The following is a 19,298-nucleotide window of genomic DNA, read 5'->3' as shown; positions in this document are numbered from 1 at the left end:
GTTTATAAATGTCTGTTTAGACATTTATTTTAAAGTTGAAATTGAAAAAAAGAGCTGGGAAATTTTCCCAGCTCTTTTTTCTATAAATTTAAAATTATTTTACATTTATTTTAATAGTCCTACTAGTCTTATCCCATTCAATATCCTGTTCAATACCATCATCACTATTACCATTTGTAAGGGAAAAGATTTGTGAAATCTTTGTAAGAGGCAGTAAAATTCTTCCCTTCATGCAAAGAACTTTAGAATCAAGTTTTATAATTTTACCATTGGATAAAACAATCTCCTTGCCATCAATTTGAATCTTTGCGCTTAAACCGTCCTTGGTAAATTGAGCAGTCCTTGTAGAAGCATCCCACTTAACATCAGCTCCGATTAAATCTGAAATAAATCTTAAGGGAAGCATAAGTCTTGAATCTTTAATAATAGGAGATACATCTGTAAATAAGTTTTCATCTTTTCCATTATCAGATTTAATAAAAGATGTCTCCCCGATTTTTAATACATAAGTTGCAGTAACCTTTGTATTTTTTTCCTCATCCTTTTTATCTTTTTTATTAGTTGAAGCATTTCCTATATAAAATTTCCTGTAACTTCTTGAATGATTTAGTGGATAATCATTCTTTTTTGGTCTTAAATAGGATATTTCAAGATTTCCAGTGTTTGTAGTAAAAAGTCTGCCATTTTTATTTAAAGTTACCCTTATAGGACCATTTTGATTTTCTAAAATAGTTCCATGCTTAGGATCTGTACTTATAGAATTTGATGCAAAATCATTAAATTTAACTTCTTTTTTAAGTCCATTTTGATCCACCAAGTTTATGGAAAGCTTTGATAAATCTAATTTTTCTTTAGAAGAATATCTAAGTCTTGGTTGATTTTTAACTTCAATACTTTGAATATAATCAGGTTCAAAGTCGAGGACCTTTATTGTAATTTCATCCTCTTTTGCAGAATCGGAACTTAAACTTACAAGGAGGATTTTACCATCATCAGCCTTTGTTAAAGGTCTATCTTCTAAGGGTTTACCATCAAACTTTAAATTAAATTTATTCATTGAATCTTTATAAGAAAATTCTTTTTCTTTGTCATTAGTATCAGTTAAAACAATTTTAAGATTATCTAAATCAAGTTTATCGCCAGCAATATAAGTTTTTTTAGTATCTTCCTTAAAGGCTAGGGTCTTAATATTACTCTCATCAAAAAGACCTGATGTAACTGACAAAGGATTTGTTTCTGCAGGAGGTACATTTCTTGTAGATGAAGTAATAGAAATTTTAATTTTTTTGCCGTTGTCCTCTTGTGTTAGAATCTGCCCATTTTGATAGTTAGTTGTCAAACCATAGTCACTAAAATCTGCAAATCTAACTACTTTTGAATTAAAGTTAGAATCTAATAAAGTTACACTAAGGTTTGAAAGGTCCAATTTATTTTTATTTTCATCACCATATTTGTAATTTAATTTAGGCTGATCAGTACAAGTTATACTTATAATATCGTTTTTGTTAAAGTTAGATACAGTTTGCGTGGAAACATTACCATATTCAATACCAGTATTTCCTTGTGCATGGGCATTAGCTGGAAGTATAGCCGGTATCATTACAAAGGCTAAAGCTAAAGATAGGGGTTTTTTAAAATTATTATTCATTTATTAAGCTCCTTTTCTTATTTTTATAATTTTAAATTTTTTGTTAAGTTCTTTTAAAGTTAAAGATACTAAAAATAAGTATAAAGGAGCGTCTTTATGGTTTTCAATATCAGATTATTAAGATTTGCCTAAAGAATTTTTTGAAAAATTCTAAGATTTTTCTTAGAAAAGACAAATAAAATTTTTTATGCTCTAGGTGAAGCATTTTTAAAATTAATTTTAAATTACTTAAGAAATCCTTTCATTTAAACAAACCTCTTTTTTATCATAACCCTTAAAAATCCTATAGGGACCAATTTATTGGTCCGCTTGTATAATGTGAGAGAACAAACCATACATTTGATTTAAAATTTATTTTAAATTTACATTTTTATTTTGTTTTTAATTTTTCAAAATACATTTTTTCTCCATTTATTCTTTTTCATTTTTTTATTTTGTTTTAATAAATTCGCCTGACGGCGACCGGACCAATAAATTGGTCCCTACATTCGCTTGCATAGGTTTAATCTTTTGAAACATCTTCGCATAAAATTACCCCACATTCACGTGTGGGATTTTGTGGGCTGTAGGGACCGGTTTACCGGTCCGTGTGTTTTTTGTGGGAGAACAAATATTGCATTTTTTATAAAATATTTTTTACGCTTTACGTAGAGCATTTTTATTTTAAATTTTTTCAACATACCTTTTTTCTACAATTTTTCTTTCTCATTTCTTATTTTATTTCAAATTATTCGCCTGACGGCGACCGGACCAATAAATTGGTCCCTACATTCGCGTGCAGGGCTTTAATCTTTTGAAACATCTTTGCATAAATTTACCCCACATTCACGTGTGGGTTTTTGTGGGCTGTAGGGACCGGTTTACCGGTCCGCGTGTATAATGTGAGAGAAAAAATTTAGCATTTTTTAAAAGTTTTTTTACGCTTTACGTAGAGCATTTTTGTTTTTTATTTTGTTTTGTTTTAATAATTTCGCCTAAGGGTGACTGGACCAATGGATTGTTTTCTACATTGGGTTGTATTTTAAATATAAATAAAAATTATTGTATTTTTTGTATTACTTGTTATAATACAAGTAGGTGGTATTTATGATTATAAAAATTGATTCTATAAGCCAAATTCCTATTTATTTACAGCTTAGAAATGAGATTGTAAGGGGTCTAGGGCTTGGGCTTTTAGAAAGGGGAGAGGAGCTTCCTGCCATTAGAAAAATTGCCGATGAACTTAATATAAATCCTATGACTGTGCAAAAAACTTTTAATATTTTAAAAGCTGAGGGTTTTATAGAGATTGATAGAAGAAGCGGGGCAAGAATTTATAGGGATGGCAATCTTAAAGATAAAAATTTTATAGAAAGTTTAAGAAATCAAGTTATTGAAGCTAAGGCAAGGGGTTATTCTTTTGATGATATTTTAAAAGTTTTGGAGGAGGTTAGGGATGTTTAATCTTATTATGTTTTTAACTTATATTTTTATTTGCATAATAACCCATTTTCAAATGGAAAATGCTTTTAAATATAAAAATGGATACCTATTTGCTACAAGGATTCCTTTTTCTTATATGGAGGATGAAAGAGTTATTGAAATTCTTGAAGATGGCAAGAAAAAAAAGAAGATTTTTCTTTTTTTAAGTCTTCTTATGGCTATTAGTATTTGGATTTCTGGCGGCTATTCAGTTTTTTTCTTCAGTCTTTTTATGATTATTCAAGTTGCTATTTATAATTTGATTATTTATAAGTGCATGAAGGACTTAAGAGCTTATAAAAAAACTTTTATAGGTGAAAAACATGATTATAAATTTACTGACACCAGGGCAAGCATAGAAATAAATAAAGAAAGGGTAAAGCCTTTTTATTATTTTCTTTTAATATTTTTAATGCTTTTAAGTATGAGTTTCACTCTTTTACTTATAAAGGGTCAGATGGGATTCATCCTATCTTTTACAAATTTTATTCTTATTTCGAGTTTAATTTTTATTGCTTTTATTTATAGGCAGCCTGTAAGAGTTTATTCTCAAGATACAAGGATAAATATTGAAAAAAATACTGAAAATATTATTAAGAGGGAAAGGGATTTTTTAAAAATAGGTTTTATATTTTGCCTTTTGTCTTTTCTTTTAGCTTTTATTTTAAGAAGGGATTTTTATAATATAAATTTTTTAATTACCTATGTTATTTTATTCGGTTTATCAGTCCTATTTATGTTTTTTAAATATTCCAGGGAAGATTCAAAGGGAAAGACAGATTTAGTGCAAGATGAAGATTCATATTGGGATATTTTCGGATATAAAAATCCCAATGATAGGAGAATTTTTATTCCTTCCCTTATTTTTTCGGGAAATTTTGAAATAAATAGGGGCAATAAGTGGGGCAGGATTATTTTTATAAGTATAAATCTTATTGTAATATTACTTGTTTTTTCAATTCCCTATTTTTTAAGTCCTTCACCTTATAAATATGATTTAAATGAAAATTCCATAAGCATCAAGGCAAAATTTTATAAGGACAGGATAGATTTTAAGGATATAAAAGATATTTCTCTTGGAGATTTTCCTAATGTAAGAGCTGTAAGGACAAATGGAACAAGCATTGAAAGTCAAGGATACGGATCTTTTTCCCTTGAGGGGTTAGGAGATGTAAGGCTTTATTATTACAAGGACTGCAAAGAAGTGATTACAATAAAGGGCAAAAAAATATATATGTTTAATGAAAAGAATAAAGAAGAAACTGAAAAATTATACAAAGAAATAAGGGGGACTTATGATAAATATAGAAAATCTAAGTAAGAGCTTTGGAGATAAACTTGCTCTTGATAATTTAAATTTAAAAGTTAAAAGGGGAGAAATTTTTGGATTTTTAGGGCCTAATGGGGCAGGAAAAACTACAACTATTAAGATGATTGTAGGCATGCTTAAACAAGACAAGGGACATATTTTAATTGATGGAATAGATACTCTTAAAGATCCCATTGAGGCTAAGAAAAAATTTGCCTTTGTTCCAGACAATCCAGATGTCTATGAAACTATGACTGGCAGGCAGTATTTAAATTTTATTGGAGATGTTTTTGAAATTTCCCTTGATAAGAGGGAGGAAAATATAAAAAAATATCAGGAAATTTTTGAAATGAAGGAAAATCTGGACCTTTTAATTTCTTCTTATTCCCATGGTATGAAACAAAAAATCGTCCTTATGGGTGCTTTAATTCACGAGCCGGACCTTTTAATTTTAGATGAACCTATGGTGGGTCTTGATGCAAAAAGCTCTTTCAGACTTAAAAATATTATGAGACAACTTTGTGATTCAGGAAAATCAGTATTTTTTTCAACCCATGTTATGGAGGTTGCGGAAAAAGTTTGTGACAGGATTGCCATTATAAATAAGGGAAAGCTTATTGCCGTAGGAAGTCTTGAAGAAATTAAAAATCAGGCTGATGATGAGGGAAGCCTTGAAAAAATATTTTTGGAGCTTACAGAATGAGAGAATTAAAATTACTTCTAAAAAAAGATTTTTATTTGTCCTTTACAGGACCTTTAAAAAAAGCGAAAGCAAAAAACAAGGGTTTACGTGGATATTTGCAACTTGTCCTCATAGGAATACTTTTTATATATTTTTTATTTTTATACTTTGCCCTATTTAATGGACTTATTCTTCCAGGTATTAAAAGGGGACAAAGTCAAAATATTTTATCCTTTTTCACAATAGCCATTTCCCTTGTGGCTATAATTTTTACGGTGGCTGAAATTATTTCAAAAATTTATTTTTCCAATGATGTAAAAATTCTTTTGAGCTTGCCTATTAGAAGAAACAATATTTTCATGTCTAAGATTTTAGTTTCAATGATTGATATTTGTGGACTTTGCCTTTTGGGATTAATTCCCATTTTTTATGGGACTTTAAAATACACGGATATAAATTTTTTCACTATGTTTGGGATTTTATTTTTAAATTTTTCAAATATTTGCTTAACTTTAAGCTTAATAAGTTTTTTAATTGTGGTATTTATGAAAATTTTCGGTGGCAGGGGAAATTTAAAGAATTTTCTACAAATTATAGGCTTTTTATTGATTATGTTTTTATCTTTTGGGCCTCAAATTATAGTTAACAGATTTTTTGCCTCTGGAGCAAATATTGATTATGAAAAGCTTTTAAATTTAATAAAATTTATTTTTCCGCAAATTTTTATTTTAAGTAAAATTTATACTTTAAACAATTTTTTAAGTTTAATTTTAGGAATTGGAGCCTTGATTTTTGACTTTTGTATTTTTTATTTTTTAAGCTTTCCTCTTTCGAAAATTATGGCTGAAGGAGTTTTAAAAAATGAAGTTACAGCAAATAAAAAAGCCCACAGGACTAAAAATAAGAAGACTTCCGCAAGCTTTGCAATTGGAAAAAAGGATTTATTAAATATTGTTAAAACTCCAGTTTATTTTTTCAACATAGGTATTACGGGAATTATTTTTCCAATACTTTTATTAATAAATTTAATAAATTTAAGTTCAAAAAAGGGAAATTTTGAAAGTTTAAGGAATTTTTTATCTAATTTAAACACTTACGGTTTAAAAACTTTTGATATTTTTATAATTTTTGCCTTTTTATTTTTCCTTTATAGTATTTTTTTACAACCTTCAACTTTAACCTCTTTCACAAGAGAGGGAAAGAGCATTTATCTTATGCAAACTTTGCCTATTTCTTATGAGGATCAAATAAGGGGAAGACTTTTTGCCTCTTTATTTTTTCAAATGTTAAATATTTTACCTATGATTTTTTTAATAGGCTATATTTCAGGCTTTAAGCTTATAAATATTTTTGCCATGTTTTTAGGGGGGATAGCAGGAAGCTTTTTTTCTTCAATTTTCGGACTTTTATTTGGGATAATTTATCCAAAGTTTGATTGGGACAATCCTCAACAGGCAGTTAAGAAAAATTTTTCAATTTTTATTTTTAACTTAATTTCTCTTGGAATAATTGGCCTTTTAATAATTTTTATCTACCTTTTATTTAAAAAGTTTAATTTGGACTTTAATATTATAAAAATTCTTATTCTAATATTAATTTTATGTTTTTTAATTTTGTCAATCTTTTTAAAAAAGAGGTCAAAAGACCTGCTTAGGGAAAAACTTCCTAGTTACAACTAAAAAAACTTTTTTAACTTTTTAAGGGCGATTAAAAATCGCTCTTTTTCTTTTCTGTAAAAATTTAAGATTTATTTTATTTATAATATTTAGGCTAAAGTCAATATATTTTATAAGATAAGATTGTTATTATTTATGATGATTAATTCACAAGGGCTTTTTTTAGTGTTATAATGAAGAACATGAAATATTATGTATTTTTGCAATTATTCTTTTGAGAGGTGAAAATTATGAGTTCAAGGAATCTCACCTTTAAAGTAGGTGGAATTCACTTTGACGAACACAAAGAACTTTCAGAAAAGGCTTCAATTGAAGTAATGCCTGAAGTAGATGTTGTTTACATACCAATGTCTCAACATATAGGTGCTCCATGTAAGCCTATAGTGAAAGTTGGAGATGAAGTTAAAGTCGGCACAAAAGTTGGCGATTCAGAAGCTTTTATTTCCGCTGCTGTTCACTCAAGTGTATCCGGTAGTGTAACCGGAATTAAAAAAATGTATACTGCCGATGGAAGATATTGTGATTGCGTAGTTATCAAAAACAATGGTAAAAATGAAATGGAAGAAAGAACTCCCATAACTAAGGAAGAGGACCTTACTTTTGACAAACTTATACCGTTTGTAAAAGACAAGGGCCTTGTTGGTATGGGTGGAGCTGGATTTCCTCTTCATGCAAAGCTTAAAAGCGAAAACCCAGTTCTTGATGAATGCGTAATTAACGGGGCGGAATGTGAACCTTTCCTTACCTGCGACCATCGAATCATGCTTGAAAAGACTGAAGAGATTTTAAAGGGTCTTGACATCTTTTCAAAATTCTACAACAAAGAAGCTTCTTATATGGCTATTGAAGAAAATAAGCCTGATGCTATTGAAAAAATGGAAGAAACCATTAAAAAGCATCCAGAATACAGTCATCTTAAAGTTGTAGGATGTAAGACAAAATATCCCCAAGGGGATTCAAAAAGACTTTCTGAAGCTGTTTTAGGAAGAATAGTTCCACAAAACGGTGTTACCAACGACGTAGGAGTTTTCCTTACTAATGTGGGAACCACTCTTGCTTTCTATGAAGCTGTAGTTGAAGGTAGAAGCTCTTATGAAAGAGTTATTACCGTTTCAGGTTCAGGTATTAATACGCCTAAAAATATTTTAGTTAAAATAGGGACTCCTGTTAAAGATATCCTCGATTTTTGTGGAGGAGTTAAGGAAAATACCCTTGAAATTATTTGTGGCGGTCCTATGACTGGAAAATCAGTCTTTGATCTTGAAAGTCCAATTACTAAGACTACTTCAGGTATTTTAGTTTTCACTGATGTTGAAATTGAACAAACTGAAGAAAGTCCTTGTATAAAATGTTCAAGATGTATTGACCATTGTCCTGCAAGAATTAATCCTACGGACATTAATGCTTCTATTTTAATAGGAGATTTGGACAGATGCGATGAACTCCATGCTGATCAATGTATGGAATGTGGTATTTGTTCTTTTGTATGTCCTGCAAAGAGATATTTAACTCAGTCGGTTAAACTTGCAAAGCGTGAACTTAGAATGAGAACAAAGAGGTAAGATATGGAAAATATAAAAACTAATTCGCTAAAAGGTAACGATTTTTATGTATCCCTTGCCCCTCACATCAGGTCTAAGGATACGGTTACAAAAATTATGCTTGATGTTATCATCGCCCTTATTCCGGCCTTAATAGGCTCTGTTTACTTTATGGGAATAAGAGCTTTATGGATGACACTTATTTGCGTAGTTTCTTGTGTTTGTGCTGAATATATAATTCAAAGAATTTTGAAAAAACCCGTTCAAATAAGAGACTTATCTGCAGTTGTTACAGGTATTTTAATTGCCTTTAACCTGCCTATTAAATTTCCATTTTGGATGGCTATTTTTGGATGCTTCTTTACAATGATAATTGTTAAAGAATGTTTTGGGGGAATAGGTCAAAACTTTATGAACCCTGCTCTTGCTGCAAGAATTGTCTTAATGGCTTCTTGGGCAAAGGATATGACAAGTTATATTGATTATAATTCAATAGCTTCTTCTACAATTGACGGAGTTGTTCAAGCAACACCTCTTCAAATGATAAAGGCAGGAACTTTTGAAGGACTTCCACCTCTTCAAGATATGATTATCGGAAGATGCTATGGAGTTATAGGTGAAACAAGTGCTATACTTCTTGCAATTGGTGGAATCTACTTAATAATCCGTGGAGTTATCTCTTGGAAAACTCCTGTTGTATTTATTGGAACAACAATTGTATTTTTATTTATTTTTGGAGTACCTGCAAATATTATTCCTTATGAAGTTTTCGGAGGCGGACTTTTCCTTGGAGCCTTCTTTATGGCTACAGACTATGCTTCAAGCCCAGCAAATGGAAAGGGAAAACTTATATTTGCATTTGGCTGCGGGCTTATAACGGCTCTCATTAGGACCAAGGCAAGCTTACCTGAAGGTGTAAGTTATGCAATTTGCTTAATGAACGTTGCAAGTCCTCTAATAGATAGACTTACTAAAACACAAGCATATGGGGAGGCAAAAAAATGAAAGAACCTGTAAAATTTGGTATTATTCTAATTGCCTTTTGTGCACTTTCAGCCGGCCTTTTGGCATATGTAAACGGAGTTACAGCTCCTAGGATTGCTCAAATGGAGCTTGAACAAACTCTTGCATCCTACAAAGAAATCTTTGGAGATGCAGCTGATAAATTTGAAAAGTATGACGAAGCAAAACTTGCAAAAGTTCAAGAAAAATACCCAGACATCTTAGACATATTCGTTGCTACAAAAGGTGACAAGGTTGTAGGATATGGTATTAATGCAGCAACATCAGGTTTTGGTGGATCCATGAAAAATGCCATTGGAATTTTGCTTGACGGAGATAAAATAGCTGGTTTTAGAAATATTTCCAATGGAGAAACAAAGGGATTTGGTTCTCACATAGCTGATGAAGATTATATAAAATCTTATGAAGGCAAATCAGCTGCAGGGCCTCTTGAATATTCAAAAGATCCTCAAGGTGAAGATCAAGTTATGTGGATTACCGGTGCAACTGTAACATCAAAAGCTGTTGTAAAAGGCGATAATATGGTTATAGAAGCCTACAATGACCTTTTAAAGAATGATGGGGGTGCTAAATAATGAATTTATTTAAAGTATTTAAGGATTCAATGCTTAAAAACAACCCGATATTCATCCAACTTATCGGTCTTTGTTCTACACTTGCCATTACAAATAACTTAATGAATGCAATAGCAATGGGAGTTGCCGTTACTTTTGTACTTATTATGAGTAATGCAGTTGTATCAATATTTAGAAAGATTATTCCTGACAAAATAAGGATTCCTTGTTTTATAGTAGTAATTGCTACATTTGTAACTTTAGTAGAAATGATTTTGCACGCATTTAGCCCTGCAATCTATTCAGCTCTTGGTATTTTCTTACCTCTAATAGTTGTAAACTGTTGTATTCTTGGGGAAGCAGAAGGCTTTGCTTACAAAAATAAAGTTATTCCTTCAATCGTTGACGGTTTAGGAACAGGTGTAGGATATAGTATAGCTGTAATTTTAATGGGCTTTTTCCGTGAACTTTTCGGATACGGAACTCTTTTAAATCAAAGAATTTTACCGGAAGCTTTTCCGGGAATCGGTTTAATGGGAGCACCAGCAGGAGCTTTTATTCTACTTGGATTTTTAATTGCGGCCTTTAAATATCTATTATCAAGGAGGAGTGAATAATGTTAGGTAAGTTAATAACAATTTTAATATCTACAATTCTTGTTAATAACTATGTATTTGCTCAATTCTTGGGTATTTGTCCCTTCCTTGGAGTTTCTTCAAAAACTGAAACTGCAACAGGAATGGGTGTTGCAGTAACATTTGTAGTTGTTATTGCATCAATTATCACTTGGTTATTACAAACTTATATTTTGAATGTTTTTCATCTTGAATATCTACAAACAATCGTATTTATTCTTGTAATAGCATCTCTTGTACAATTTGTAGAAATGGTTATAAAGAAGACATCACCTGGTCTATATACTGCCATGGGTGTTTATCTTCCCCTAATAACTACAAACTGTGTTGTACTTGGTGTAACAGTATTAAACATTCAAAACAAATACAATATTATTGAAACTATTTTTTCCGGATTTGGTGCATCAGTAGGTTTTGCCCTTGCACTTATACTTATGAGTGCTCTTAGAGAAAAACTTGCAATAGGAAATGTACCTAAGGGATTACAAGGAGTACCTATAGCTCTTGTATCAGCAGGTCTTATGGCCCTTGCTTTTTCCGGATTCGGCGGATTAGTATAGGAGGGAAAAAATGGATATAAAAACAATTATTTACCCTATAATCATCCTTGCAATTATGGGAGGTCTATTTGGAGTTGTCCTTTCTATAGCTTCAAAGGTTTTTGCCGTAGAAGTTGATCCTAAAGTTTTGGCAGTAAGAAATTGTCTTCCAGGAGCAAACTGTGGAGCTTGTGGATTTCCAGGATGCGATGGTCTTGCAGCTGCTATAGCTGAAGGAAAAGCTGATGTAACTTCCTGTGCAATAGGAGGAGCTGAAACCGCAGAAAAGATTGCTGAAGTTATGGGCGTAAATGCCGGCAACATTGAAAGAAAAGTTGCTATGGTAAGATGCCAAGGAACTTGCGGCAAGGCTAAAGATAAATATGATTATCACGGACTTGTAGACTGCAGACTTATAGGAGATTTTCAAAAAGGTTCTAAGGCCTGTGGCTATGGATGTTTAGGCGGTGGAACTTGCGTAGGAGTTTGTGAATTTGACGCAATTCATATTGTAGACGGAGTTGCACAAGTTGATAAAGAAAAATGCGTTGCTTGTTTAAAATGTATAAAGATTTGTCCTAAAAACATAATTGACTTAATACCTTACAAACAAAAAACAGCTGTAAAATGTTTCTCAAACGACAGCGGTAAAGATGTAAGAGTATCTTGTTCTGTTGGTTGTATAGGATGTGGAATTTGCGAAAAGAAATGTCCTAAAGATGCTATACATGTTGAAAACAACCTTGCAAGCATAGATTATGACAAATGTATAAATTGTGGAATTTGCGTTGCAAATTGTCCTACAGGAGCAATTTACTGCGAATATCCTGAAAGAATAGAAAAAATAAAAGCTCAACAAAAAGCAGCTCAAGAAAAGAAAAAACAAGCTGCTATGGAAGCAAAAAAAGCTGAAGAAGCTAAAAAAGCTGAAGAAGCTAAAAAAGCTGAAGAAGCTAAAAAAGCTGAAGAAGAAAAAGAAGCTCAAACAACAAATGCATAAAAAAATGAGAGGACCTTAATAAGGTCTTCTTTTTTTGCAAAATTTTTTGAAATATAATTAAAATAAAATTTTTATAGAAACTATAAGATAAAACAAAAATATTGACAAAAAAGGACTTTGTCTATACAATAATAAAGATCGTTATATCCTTGCACAAGTATGTGCCTAAGAGTCCACAAGGAGGTGTAGAGATGAATAAATATGAAGTAGTTGTCATGTTTTATCCTGAAGTAGAAGAAGAAGCAAGAAACAGTGCTTTAGAAAGACTAAAAGGTATCATTGAAAAAGAAGGAACTATTTCAAACATCGATGAATGGGGAATGAGAAAGCTTGCATATGAAATAGAATATAAAAATGAAGCTTATTATGTTCTAATAACATTTGAAGCAAAACCGGCAGCTGTAAAAGAATTTGACAGAGTTGCCAAGATTATGGAACCCGTTATGAGAAGTATGATAGTTCGTTTAGACAAATAAAGGTGATTTTATGAATGTTGTAATATTATATGGAAGATTAACCAGAGATCCAGAAATTAGATATTCTCCAAACGGAAATGCCGTTTTAAGAACAAGCGTAGCAGTAGATAGGGCAATGAGCCGTCAAAAGAAAGAAGAAGCTCAAAGAAACAATCAGCCTACAGCAGATTTTATTTCTTGTGTAGCCTTTGGAAATACTGCTGAATTAATATCAAATTATTTTAGAAAAGGATCAAGGATAGCTCTTGAAGGAAGAATTCAAACAGGAAGCTATGACAAACAAGATGGAACGAAAGTTTATACAACAGATGTAGTTATAAACAGAGTTCACTTTGTGGAAACCGCTTCAGAAAGTCAAAATGGTGGCCAATATGTAAGACGTCCACAAGTAAATCAAGGAAGTAACTTTGATAACCCTCCGGTTAATTCTGCATATGAAGACAGCTCATTTAATTCGGATGATAATACAGACGGATTTTATCCTGTAGGAAATGAGGATATTCCGTTTTAAAGGAGATAGAACATGCAAAGAAGATTTAGAAGTAGAAAAAAAGTATGTGCTTTCTGCCAAGATTCAAACAAGGTAATAGATTATAAAGATGCAGCCGGACTTAGAAAATATGTGTCCGACAGAGGAAAGATTCTTCCAAGAAGAGTTACCGGATGTTGTGCAAAGCACCAAAGAGAAATAACAAGTGCTATAAAAAGAGCAAGACAAATTGCCCTTTTACCATACTCAGCAGACTAATAATAAGACCGAGAAAATCGGTCTTTTTTATTTATAAAGGCTTATTAATTTAAGTCTTTATTTTTTTTGTCCTAAAGTCTTTTTTTTATAAAAAATTTGTATTTAAAATTAAAATAAGTTTGAAATTGTAACAAACGTTATAATATGATAGTATGAATATTATAAAAAACCTTAGGAGGAAATATGAAAAAATTATTTACAATTTTAATTTTATCTCTTATTCTTACAGCTTGTGGAAATAAAGCTCAAGATAATAAAAAAGAAGAGGATAAAAATACAGCACAAGTAAAAGATGAATTGGTGCTTGGCTTTGGATCAGAGCCGGAAAAAGGATTTGATCCTATTACAGGATGGGGTCACTATGGAACATCAATATTTCAATCAGCACTTTTAAAACGTGATCTTGATTTAAATATTGTAAATGACCTTGCTAAAGAATACAGCTTAAGTGAGGATAAGTTAACTTATAATGTAACTCTTAGAGATGATGTTAAGTGGTCTGATGGAGAAAAATTTACTGCAAAAGACGTTGAATTTACATACAACCTTGCAAAAGAAAAAAATGCTCCGGGAAGTAACCTTTCAAGACTTGCATCAGCAAAGGCAACAGGAGATTATACTATTGAATTAAAACTCGATAAGCCTGATATTTCTTTTGTGTCCAGCATGTGTTCTCTTCCCATAGTTCCAGAACATGCTTATGATGAAAAAACTTACGGTTCCAATCCTATAGGAACAGGACCTTATAAAATGGTTGAATGGAAAGTAGGTCAACAACTTATAATTGAGCCTAATGAAAACTATTATGGAGAAAAATCCCCCTTTAAAAAAATCACTTTCTTATTTTTTAAAGATACCGATGCTTCTTTAGCAACAGCAAAAGAAAAAGTATGTGATGTAATAAGAGTTCCCTATACAGCTCATGATATAAATGTTGAAGGTTACCATATTGAAAGTTTAGATACCGTTGATAACAGGGGAATTTCTATGCCTATGGAAAAAAATACTGGAAAAGTTACAGGAGATGAAACTTTAGCGCCAGGTTCACCTATAGGAAATAATGTTACAAGTGATATAGCTATTAGAAAAGCCTTAAATATTGCTATTGATAGAAAAAAAATAATAGATGAAGTTTTAGATGGGCAAGGTTCAGTAGCATCTTCAATTGCAGACGGCATGCCTTGGTTCAATGAAGAAACAAGAATTACAAATGACGGAGATATAGAAGGAGCTAAAAAGATTCTTGCAGAAGGCGGATGGAAGCTAAACGATAAGGGCATCCTTGAAAAAGATGGAGTTGAAGCAAAATTCAACTTATATCTTGCCTATAAAGATAGAGAAGATATAGCTCTTCAATTTGCAAAAACTGCAAAAGAACTTGGAATAGAAGTAAACGTTGAATATGGAGATTGGGATGCCATAACACCCCACATGTATTCAGATGCAATTTTTTTTGGTTGGGGAGGATATGATCCTCTTGAAATGTATTACAACTATTCAGGCACTATGGTTGGTCGTGAATACTATAATGCAAACTATTATGACAACAAAACTGTAAATGAACACTTTGAGAAAGGCCTTAGTGCAACAAGTGCTGAAGGCTTAAATGAAGAATTTAAAAAAGCTCAATTTGATGGTCAAACAGGACTTTCAAGTCTTGGAGATTGCCCATGGATTTGGATTTTAAATGAAAATCACCTATATCTTGTAAGAGATGATTTAGATATAGGAAAGCAAAAAATACAACCTCACGGTGGCGGATGGCCAATTGTAGATACTATAAGTAATTGGAAGTGGAAATAATGAAGATTGAGAGAAAGAAAGTTTTAAATTTAATAATTAAATTTATTTTACTTCTTCTCTTTGTATCCTTTATAGCTTTTGTTTTAATGGATATTTCACCAATTGACCCTATAGCCGCTTTTGCAAGGTCTAAAAATGTGGGACTTACAAATGAGCAAAAGCAAATGCTAATTGAAGAATGGGGGCTTGATCGCCCCCTTTTATCAAGATATTTTTCTTGGATAAAAAATATTTTAAGGGGCAATTTAGGCGTAAGTAACATTTATGGAATAGAAGTGTCAAAAATTATAAAAAGAGGATTTTCCTCTTCAATTCTTTTAATGAGTGCAGCTTGGATTTTTCAGGGAATCTTAGGATTTGTTCTGGGAATAATTTCAGGAGTAAAGAGAAATACTCTTATAGATAAGATTATAAAAGCATATGCAATTATACTTTCAGCTACACCGACCTATTGGGTTGGAATAGTGTTAATAACAATTTTTTCATTAAAACTTGGAATATTTCCTGCATCAATGGCAGCACCTATAGGAATTGAATCTTATAAAGTTACAATTTTTGACAGACTCTACCACTTAATACTTCCTGCAATAACTCTTGCCCTTGTAGGAACGGCAAATATAATTTTGCATACAAGGGAAAAAGTAATTGAAATATTAAATAGCGACTACTGTCTATATGCAAAAAGTAAAGGACTTAGTGATTTTAAAATAATAAAAAACTTTGCCTTAAAAAATATAATGCTTCCGGCAATCACTTTGCAATTTTCATACTTTAGTGAACTTTTCAGCGGAACAATACTTGCGGAAAATGTCTTTAACTATCCAGGACTTGGAAACTTAACAGTTCAAGCAGGACTTAGAGGAGATCTACCCCTTTTATTGGGTCTTGTATTATTTTCTGCAATCTTTGTGTTTCTTGGAAATAGAATGGCGGATTTATTTTATATAATAATAGACCCGCAAATGAGAGAGAAGGCATAATTATGAAAATGGAAGTAAAGACTTATAGAAAAGAGCTCCAGTCTGACAGAATTTATCCTGCAAAGGAAAAATTTTTCAACACAAGAAGAAAAACTATAATTTTAATAAGTATAAGCCTTTTATTTATAGCTTATATTTTTATACATGGAAGCCTTATAAATGAGGATATGCTCCAAGTAGACTTTCAAAACAAATTAAAAGGCCCCTCAGTCCTTCATATTTTTGGAACTGATGCTAAGGGTCGAGATATGTATTTAAGAACCGTTAAAGGGCTTTGTATAAGCTTACAGGTGGGTATTATTGCATCAGGCTTAAGTATATTAATTGCAATTTTACTTTCCCTTTGTCTTGCAGGCTCTTCAAAAAGAATAGACGGATTTATAAACTGGCTTATAGATGTATTTTTATCAATACCTCACATGATGTTTTTAATACTCATCTCAGTTGCCGTTGGAAGAGGTTTAAAGGGAGTAGTAATTGGAATAGCTCTTACTCACTGGACAGGCATAACAAGACTTATAAGAGCTGAAATAAAACAAATCAAAGAAGAAAATTTTTTAAAAATTTCAAAGGCTCTTGGAAAAAGCAATCTTTATATTGCCTTAAACCATGTCTTGCCCCATTTATTACCTCAAATTTTAGTGGGAGCGGTACTTTTGTTTCCCCATGCAATACTCCATGAATCGGCAATAAGTTTTTTAGGCTTCGGTCTTGACATTACAAAACCTGCCATAGGAATAATCCTACAGGAATCCATGACCTACCTTGCAAGAGGCTACTACTATCTTGCATTTTTTCCAGGCCTTATGTTAGTTTTAATAGTTTTGGTCATAAATGGCCTTGGAGAAAATTTAAGAAAGATATTTGATCCATATTCTTATCATGAGTGATTTTATGAATTTATTAGAAATAGAAAACCTTTCAATTTCCTTTGAACAATATGTAAAGGGAATGAGAAAGAGAATTATAAATGTTGTACATGACTTAAATATTACAGTAAAAGAGGGGGAAATTCTTGCAATTTTCGGAGCAAGCGGTTCGGGAAAGAGTCTTCTAGCCCATAGTATTTTGGGCCTTTTGCCATATAATGCAAAGGTAAGTGGCAATTACGTATTTAAAGGCAAAAGTTATAATTATTCCCAACTGTGCACATTAAGAGGTCGTGAAATTTCACTTGTACCCCAATCAATAACATCTTTGAATCCCTTGTTGAAAACAAAAAAACAAATAAACTTGGGACTTAATTCCTACGAAAAATCAAAGGCAGATAAAATTTTTAAAGATTTTGGTTTAAGTGAAAAAGTATACGACCTCTATCCCCATGAATTATCAGGAGGCATGGCAAGAAGAGTTTTAGTTTCATCGGCAATTGTAAAAGACGTAAGCCTTATAGTGGCAGATGAACCAACTCCTGGCATGGACGATGATTCTCTTGAAGAAATAACAAAAATGTTTAAAGCTCTTAGAGGCCAAGGAAAAAGTCTTTTATTAATAACCCATGACATTGATATGGCAACAGCTTTAGCAGATAGAATAGGAATTTTTTACGATGGAACAATAATAGAAGTAGAAGAAGCCTGTAAATTTAAGGGACAAGGTTTAGAATTAAAACATCCCTATTCTAAAGCCCTACTAAGAGCCCTGCCAAAAAATGGATTTTTAGGACCAGACGAGGACATAAAAAAATGCTTGAAGTAAAAAATTTGAGTTTTTCATACGAAAGACCTATTTTAGAAAATATAAATTTACAATTAAATTCCGGAGAAATTTTGGGTCTTATGGCTCCCAGTGGCTACGGTAAAAGTACCCTGGGAAAAATAATATCAGGCTATTTAAAACAAGATAAGGGTCAAGTTTTAATAGATGGTAAAAAAATAGAAGATTTTAAAAGCTTTAGACCTGTTCAAATGGTCCATCAAAATCCTGAAAAATCAGTAAATATTAGATGGAAAGTTGACAAAATTTTAAATGAAGGTTGGAAAGTTTCAGAAGATGTAAAGGAAAAACTTGGAATAGAAAATTTTTGGCTTGAAAAATGGCCAACTGAATTGTCAGGAGGAGAGCTTCAAAGAATTTGTATTGCAAGAATCCTTTCACCACAAACAAAATATTTAATAGCAGATGAAATTACAACAATGGTAGATGCCATAACTCAAGTTCAACTTTTAGAAGTTTTAAGGCACTTTGCAAAAAAACACGGAATGGGAATTTTATTTATAAGTCACAACAAAGATCTTATAAATATTTTTACAGAAAGACAAATTGATTTAAGACAAATAAACAAAATAAATATAAAAAATTAAGCAGGTAAAACCTGCTTTTTTTCTTAGAAAATTTCAATTGTAAAATTCTTTACACAATCTTTACAATTGAAGATAAAAATGTTTACAGGGTTTTAATATACTCAAATTGGACAAAAATATAAATAAAATTATGTAAATTTGTATTTATAAGATTTTGGAGGAAGAATTTGAGTAAGATGCTTATAAAGGACTTGGATTTATACTACGGAGATTTTCAAGCCCTTAAAAATATCAACTTAAACATTGAAGAAAAAGAGATAACAGCCTTTATAGGGCCATCAGGCTGTGGGAAATCAACTCTTTTAAAATGTTTAAATAGGATGAACGACCTTGTAACAGGATGTAGAATAGATGGAGAAATAAGACTTGACGATCAAGATATTTACAATAAAAATTTTGACGTAAACCTTTTGAGAAAAAGAGTCGGAATGGTTTTTCAATCTCCAAACCCTTTTCCGATGTCAATTTACGACAACATTGCCTATGGCCCAAGGACTCACGGCATGAAAAACAAAAGAGATTTAAACGAAATAGTAGAAAAATCTTTAAAGGGTGCAGCTATTTGGGAAGAAGTAAAGGACGATTTAAGAAAAAGTGCTCTTTCCCTTTCCGGAGGACAACAACAGAGAATTTGCATTGCAAGAGCTCTTGCAGTTGAACCAGAAGTACTTTTAATGGATGAACCTACATCAGCCCTTGATCCTATATCAACAAGTAAAATTGAAGAATTGGTAACAGAATTAAAAGAAAATTATACAATAGTTATGGTAACTCACAATATGCAACAAGCTGCGAGAGTTTCAGATCATACTGTATTTTTCTTAGTTGGAGAAATAATAGAACATGGGGACACCTATTCTCTTTTCCAAAATCCCAAGGAAAAGAAAACGGAAGACTATATATCAGGAAGGTTTGGTTGA

Annotated in this window: 20 protein-coding genes; 19 read left to right on the top strand and 1 reads right to left on the bottom strand. The window is 31.6% G+C overall.

Annotation, left to right across the window (positions count from 1 at the left end; all coding sequences use genetic code 11):
• Positions 1-94: 94 nt before the first annotated feature.
• On the bottom strand, positions 95-1,648 hold the full coding sequence (locus HMPREF1253_RS09695) for a copper amine oxidase N-terminal domain-containing protein (RefSeq protein WP_023055944.1): 1,554 nt from the start codon (positions 1,646-1,648) through the stop codon (positions 95-97).
• A 1,086-nt stretch (positions 1,649-2,734) separates the two neighbouring features.
• Here HMPREF1253_RS09695 and HMPREF1253_RS06505 point away from each other — a divergent pair.
• The 19 genes from HMPREF1253_RS06505 to pstB all read left to right on the top strand — a co-directional run bounded on the left by HMPREF1253_RS06505 (position 2,735) and on the right by pstB (position 19,298).
• On the top strand, positions 2,735-3,091 hold the full coding sequence (locus HMPREF1253_RS06505; RefSeq protein ID WP_023055962.1) for a GntR family transcriptional regulator: 357 nt from the start codon (positions 2,735-2,737) through the stop codon (positions 3,089-3,091).
• Positions 3,084-4,430: a PH domain-containing protein gene (locus tag HMPREF1253_RS06500; RefSeq protein WP_023055990.1), complete on the top strand. Its 1,347-nt coding sequence runs from the start codon at positions 3,084-3,086 to the stop codon at positions 4,428-4,430. The genes HMPREF1253_RS06505 and HMPREF1253_RS06500 overlap by 8 nt, the downstream gene beginning before the upstream one ends.
• On the top strand, positions 4,405-5,121 hold the full coding sequence (locus HMPREF1253_RS06495) for an ABC transporter ATP-binding protein (protein WP_023055896.1): 717 nt from the start codon (positions 4,405-4,407) through the stop codon (positions 5,119-5,121). The genes HMPREF1253_RS06500 and HMPREF1253_RS06495 overlap by 26 nt, the downstream gene beginning before the upstream one ends.
• Positions 5,118-6,779 carry a hypothetical protein gene (locus tag HMPREF1253_RS06490; protein ID WP_023055924.1) on the top strand — a complete coding sequence of 554 codons (1,662 nt, stop codon included), beginning with the start codon at positions 5,118-5,120 and terminating at the stop codon, positions 6,777-6,779. The genes HMPREF1253_RS06495 and HMPREF1253_RS06490 overlap by 4 nt, the downstream gene beginning before the upstream one ends.
• A gap of 227 nt (positions 6,780-7,006) precedes the next feature.
• The gene (rsxC, locus tag HMPREF1253_RS06485; RefSeq protein WP_023055903.1) at positions 7,007-8,338 is read left to right on the top strand and encodes an electron transport complex subunit RsxC; all 1,332 of its coding nucleotides are present in this window, start codon (positions 7,007-7,009) and stop codon (positions 8,336-8,338) included.
• Positions 8,339-8,341: 3 nt separating this feature from the next.
• Entirely contained in the window at positions 8,342-9,322 is a 981-nt protein-coding gene (locus HMPREF1253_RS06480; RefSeq protein WP_023055939.1) for an RnfABCDGE type electron transport complex subunit D, read from the top strand.
• Positions 9,319-9,915 (top strand): FMN-binding protein, encoded by a 597-nt coding sequence (locus HMPREF1253_RS06475; RefSeq protein ID WP_023055979.1) that lies wholly within the window; start codon positions 9,319-9,321, stop codon positions 9,913-9,915. Before HMPREF1253_RS06480 ends, HMPREF1253_RS06475 begins: the two co-directional genes overlap by 4 nt.
• Complete coding sequence (rsxE, locus tag HMPREF1253_RS06470; RefSeq protein WP_023055923.1) at positions 9,915-10,511, top strand: electron transport complex subunit RsxE; 597 nt, start codon at positions 9,915-9,917, stop codon at positions 10,509-10,511. Before HMPREF1253_RS06475 ends, rsxE begins: the two co-directional genes overlap by 1 nt.
• Positions 10,511-11,089, top strand: a complete 579-nt coding sequence (rsxA, locus tag HMPREF1253_RS06465; protein WP_023055909.1) for an electron transport complex subunit RsxA — start codon at positions 10,511-10,513, stop codon at positions 11,087-11,089. The genes rsxE and rsxA overlap by 1 nt, the downstream gene beginning before the upstream one ends.
• Positions 11,090-11,099: 10 nt before the next feature.
• Positions 11,100-12,068, top strand: coding sequence for an RnfABCDGE type electron transport complex subunit B (locus HMPREF1253_RS06460; RefSeq protein WP_023055958.1), 969 nt, complete (start codon positions 11,100-11,102; stop codon positions 12,066-12,068).
• Between the two features lie 191 nt (positions 12,069-12,259).
• Positions 12,260-12,544 carry a 30S ribosomal protein S6 gene (gene rpsF / locus HMPREF1253_RS06455; RefSeq protein WP_023055916.1) on the top strand — a complete coding sequence of 95 codons (285 nt, stop codon included), beginning with the start codon at positions 12,260-12,262 and terminating at the stop codon, positions 12,542-12,544.
• Between the two features lie 10 nt (positions 12,545-12,554).
• Positions 12,555-13,055, top strand: a complete 501-nt coding sequence (locus HMPREF1253_RS06450) for a single-stranded DNA-binding protein (RefSeq protein WP_023055945.1) — start codon at positions 12,555-12,557, stop codon at positions 13,053-13,055.
• Between the two features lie 12 nt (positions 13,056-13,067).
• Entirely contained in the window at positions 13,068-13,292 is a 225-nt protein-coding gene (gene rpsR, locus HMPREF1253_RS06445) for a 30S ribosomal protein S18 (protein ID WP_023055959.1), read from the top strand.
• A gap of 183 nt (positions 13,293-13,475) precedes the next feature.
• Positions 13,476-15,095: an ABC transporter substrate-binding protein gene (locus HMPREF1253_RS06440; RefSeq protein WP_023055932.1), complete on the top strand. Its 1,620-nt coding sequence runs from the start codon at positions 13,476-13,478 to the stop codon at positions 15,093-15,095.
• Positions 15,095-16,075 carry an ABC transporter permease gene (locus HMPREF1253_RS06435; RefSeq protein ID WP_023055973.1) on the top strand — a complete coding sequence of 327 codons (981 nt, stop codon included), beginning with the start codon at positions 15,095-15,097 and terminating at the stop codon, positions 16,073-16,075. The genes HMPREF1253_RS06440 and HMPREF1253_RS06435 overlap by 1 nt, the downstream gene beginning before the upstream one ends.
• 2 nt (positions 16,076-16,077) lie before the next feature.
• A complete protein-coding gene (locus HMPREF1253_RS06430) occupies positions 16,078-16,965 on the top strand; it encodes an ABC transporter permease (RefSeq protein ID WP_023055975.1) in 888 nt (295 codons plus the stop codon).
• Positions 16,966-16,969: 4 nt separating this feature from the next.
• On the top strand, positions 16,970-17,773 hold the full coding sequence (locus HMPREF1253_RS06425; RefSeq protein ID WP_023055952.1) for an ABC transporter ATP-binding protein: 804 nt from the start codon (positions 16,970-16,972) through the stop codon (positions 17,771-17,773).
• On the top strand, positions 17,761-18,378 hold the full coding sequence (locus HMPREF1253_RS06420) for an ABC transporter ATP-binding protein (RefSeq protein ID WP_023055953.1): 618 nt from the start codon (positions 17,761-17,763) through the stop codon (positions 18,376-18,378). The genes HMPREF1253_RS06425 and HMPREF1253_RS06420 overlap by 13 nt, the downstream gene beginning before the upstream one ends.
• A gap of 167 nt (positions 18,379-18,545) precedes the next feature.
• A complete protein-coding gene (pstB, locus tag HMPREF1253_RS06415) occupies positions 18,546-19,298 on the top strand; it encodes a phosphate ABC transporter ATP-binding protein PstB (RefSeq protein WP_023055966.1) in 753 nt (250 codons plus the stop codon).

Source organism: Peptoniphilus sp. BV3C26 (genome assembly GCF_000478985.1).
Taxonomy (GTDB): Bacteria; Bacillota; Clostridia; order Tissierellales; family Peptoniphilaceae; genus Peptoniphilus_B; species Peptoniphilus_B koenoeneniae.
Note: the sequence above shows the minus strand (reverse complement) of the source record. Positions and strands in the feature narration are given on the sequence as shown.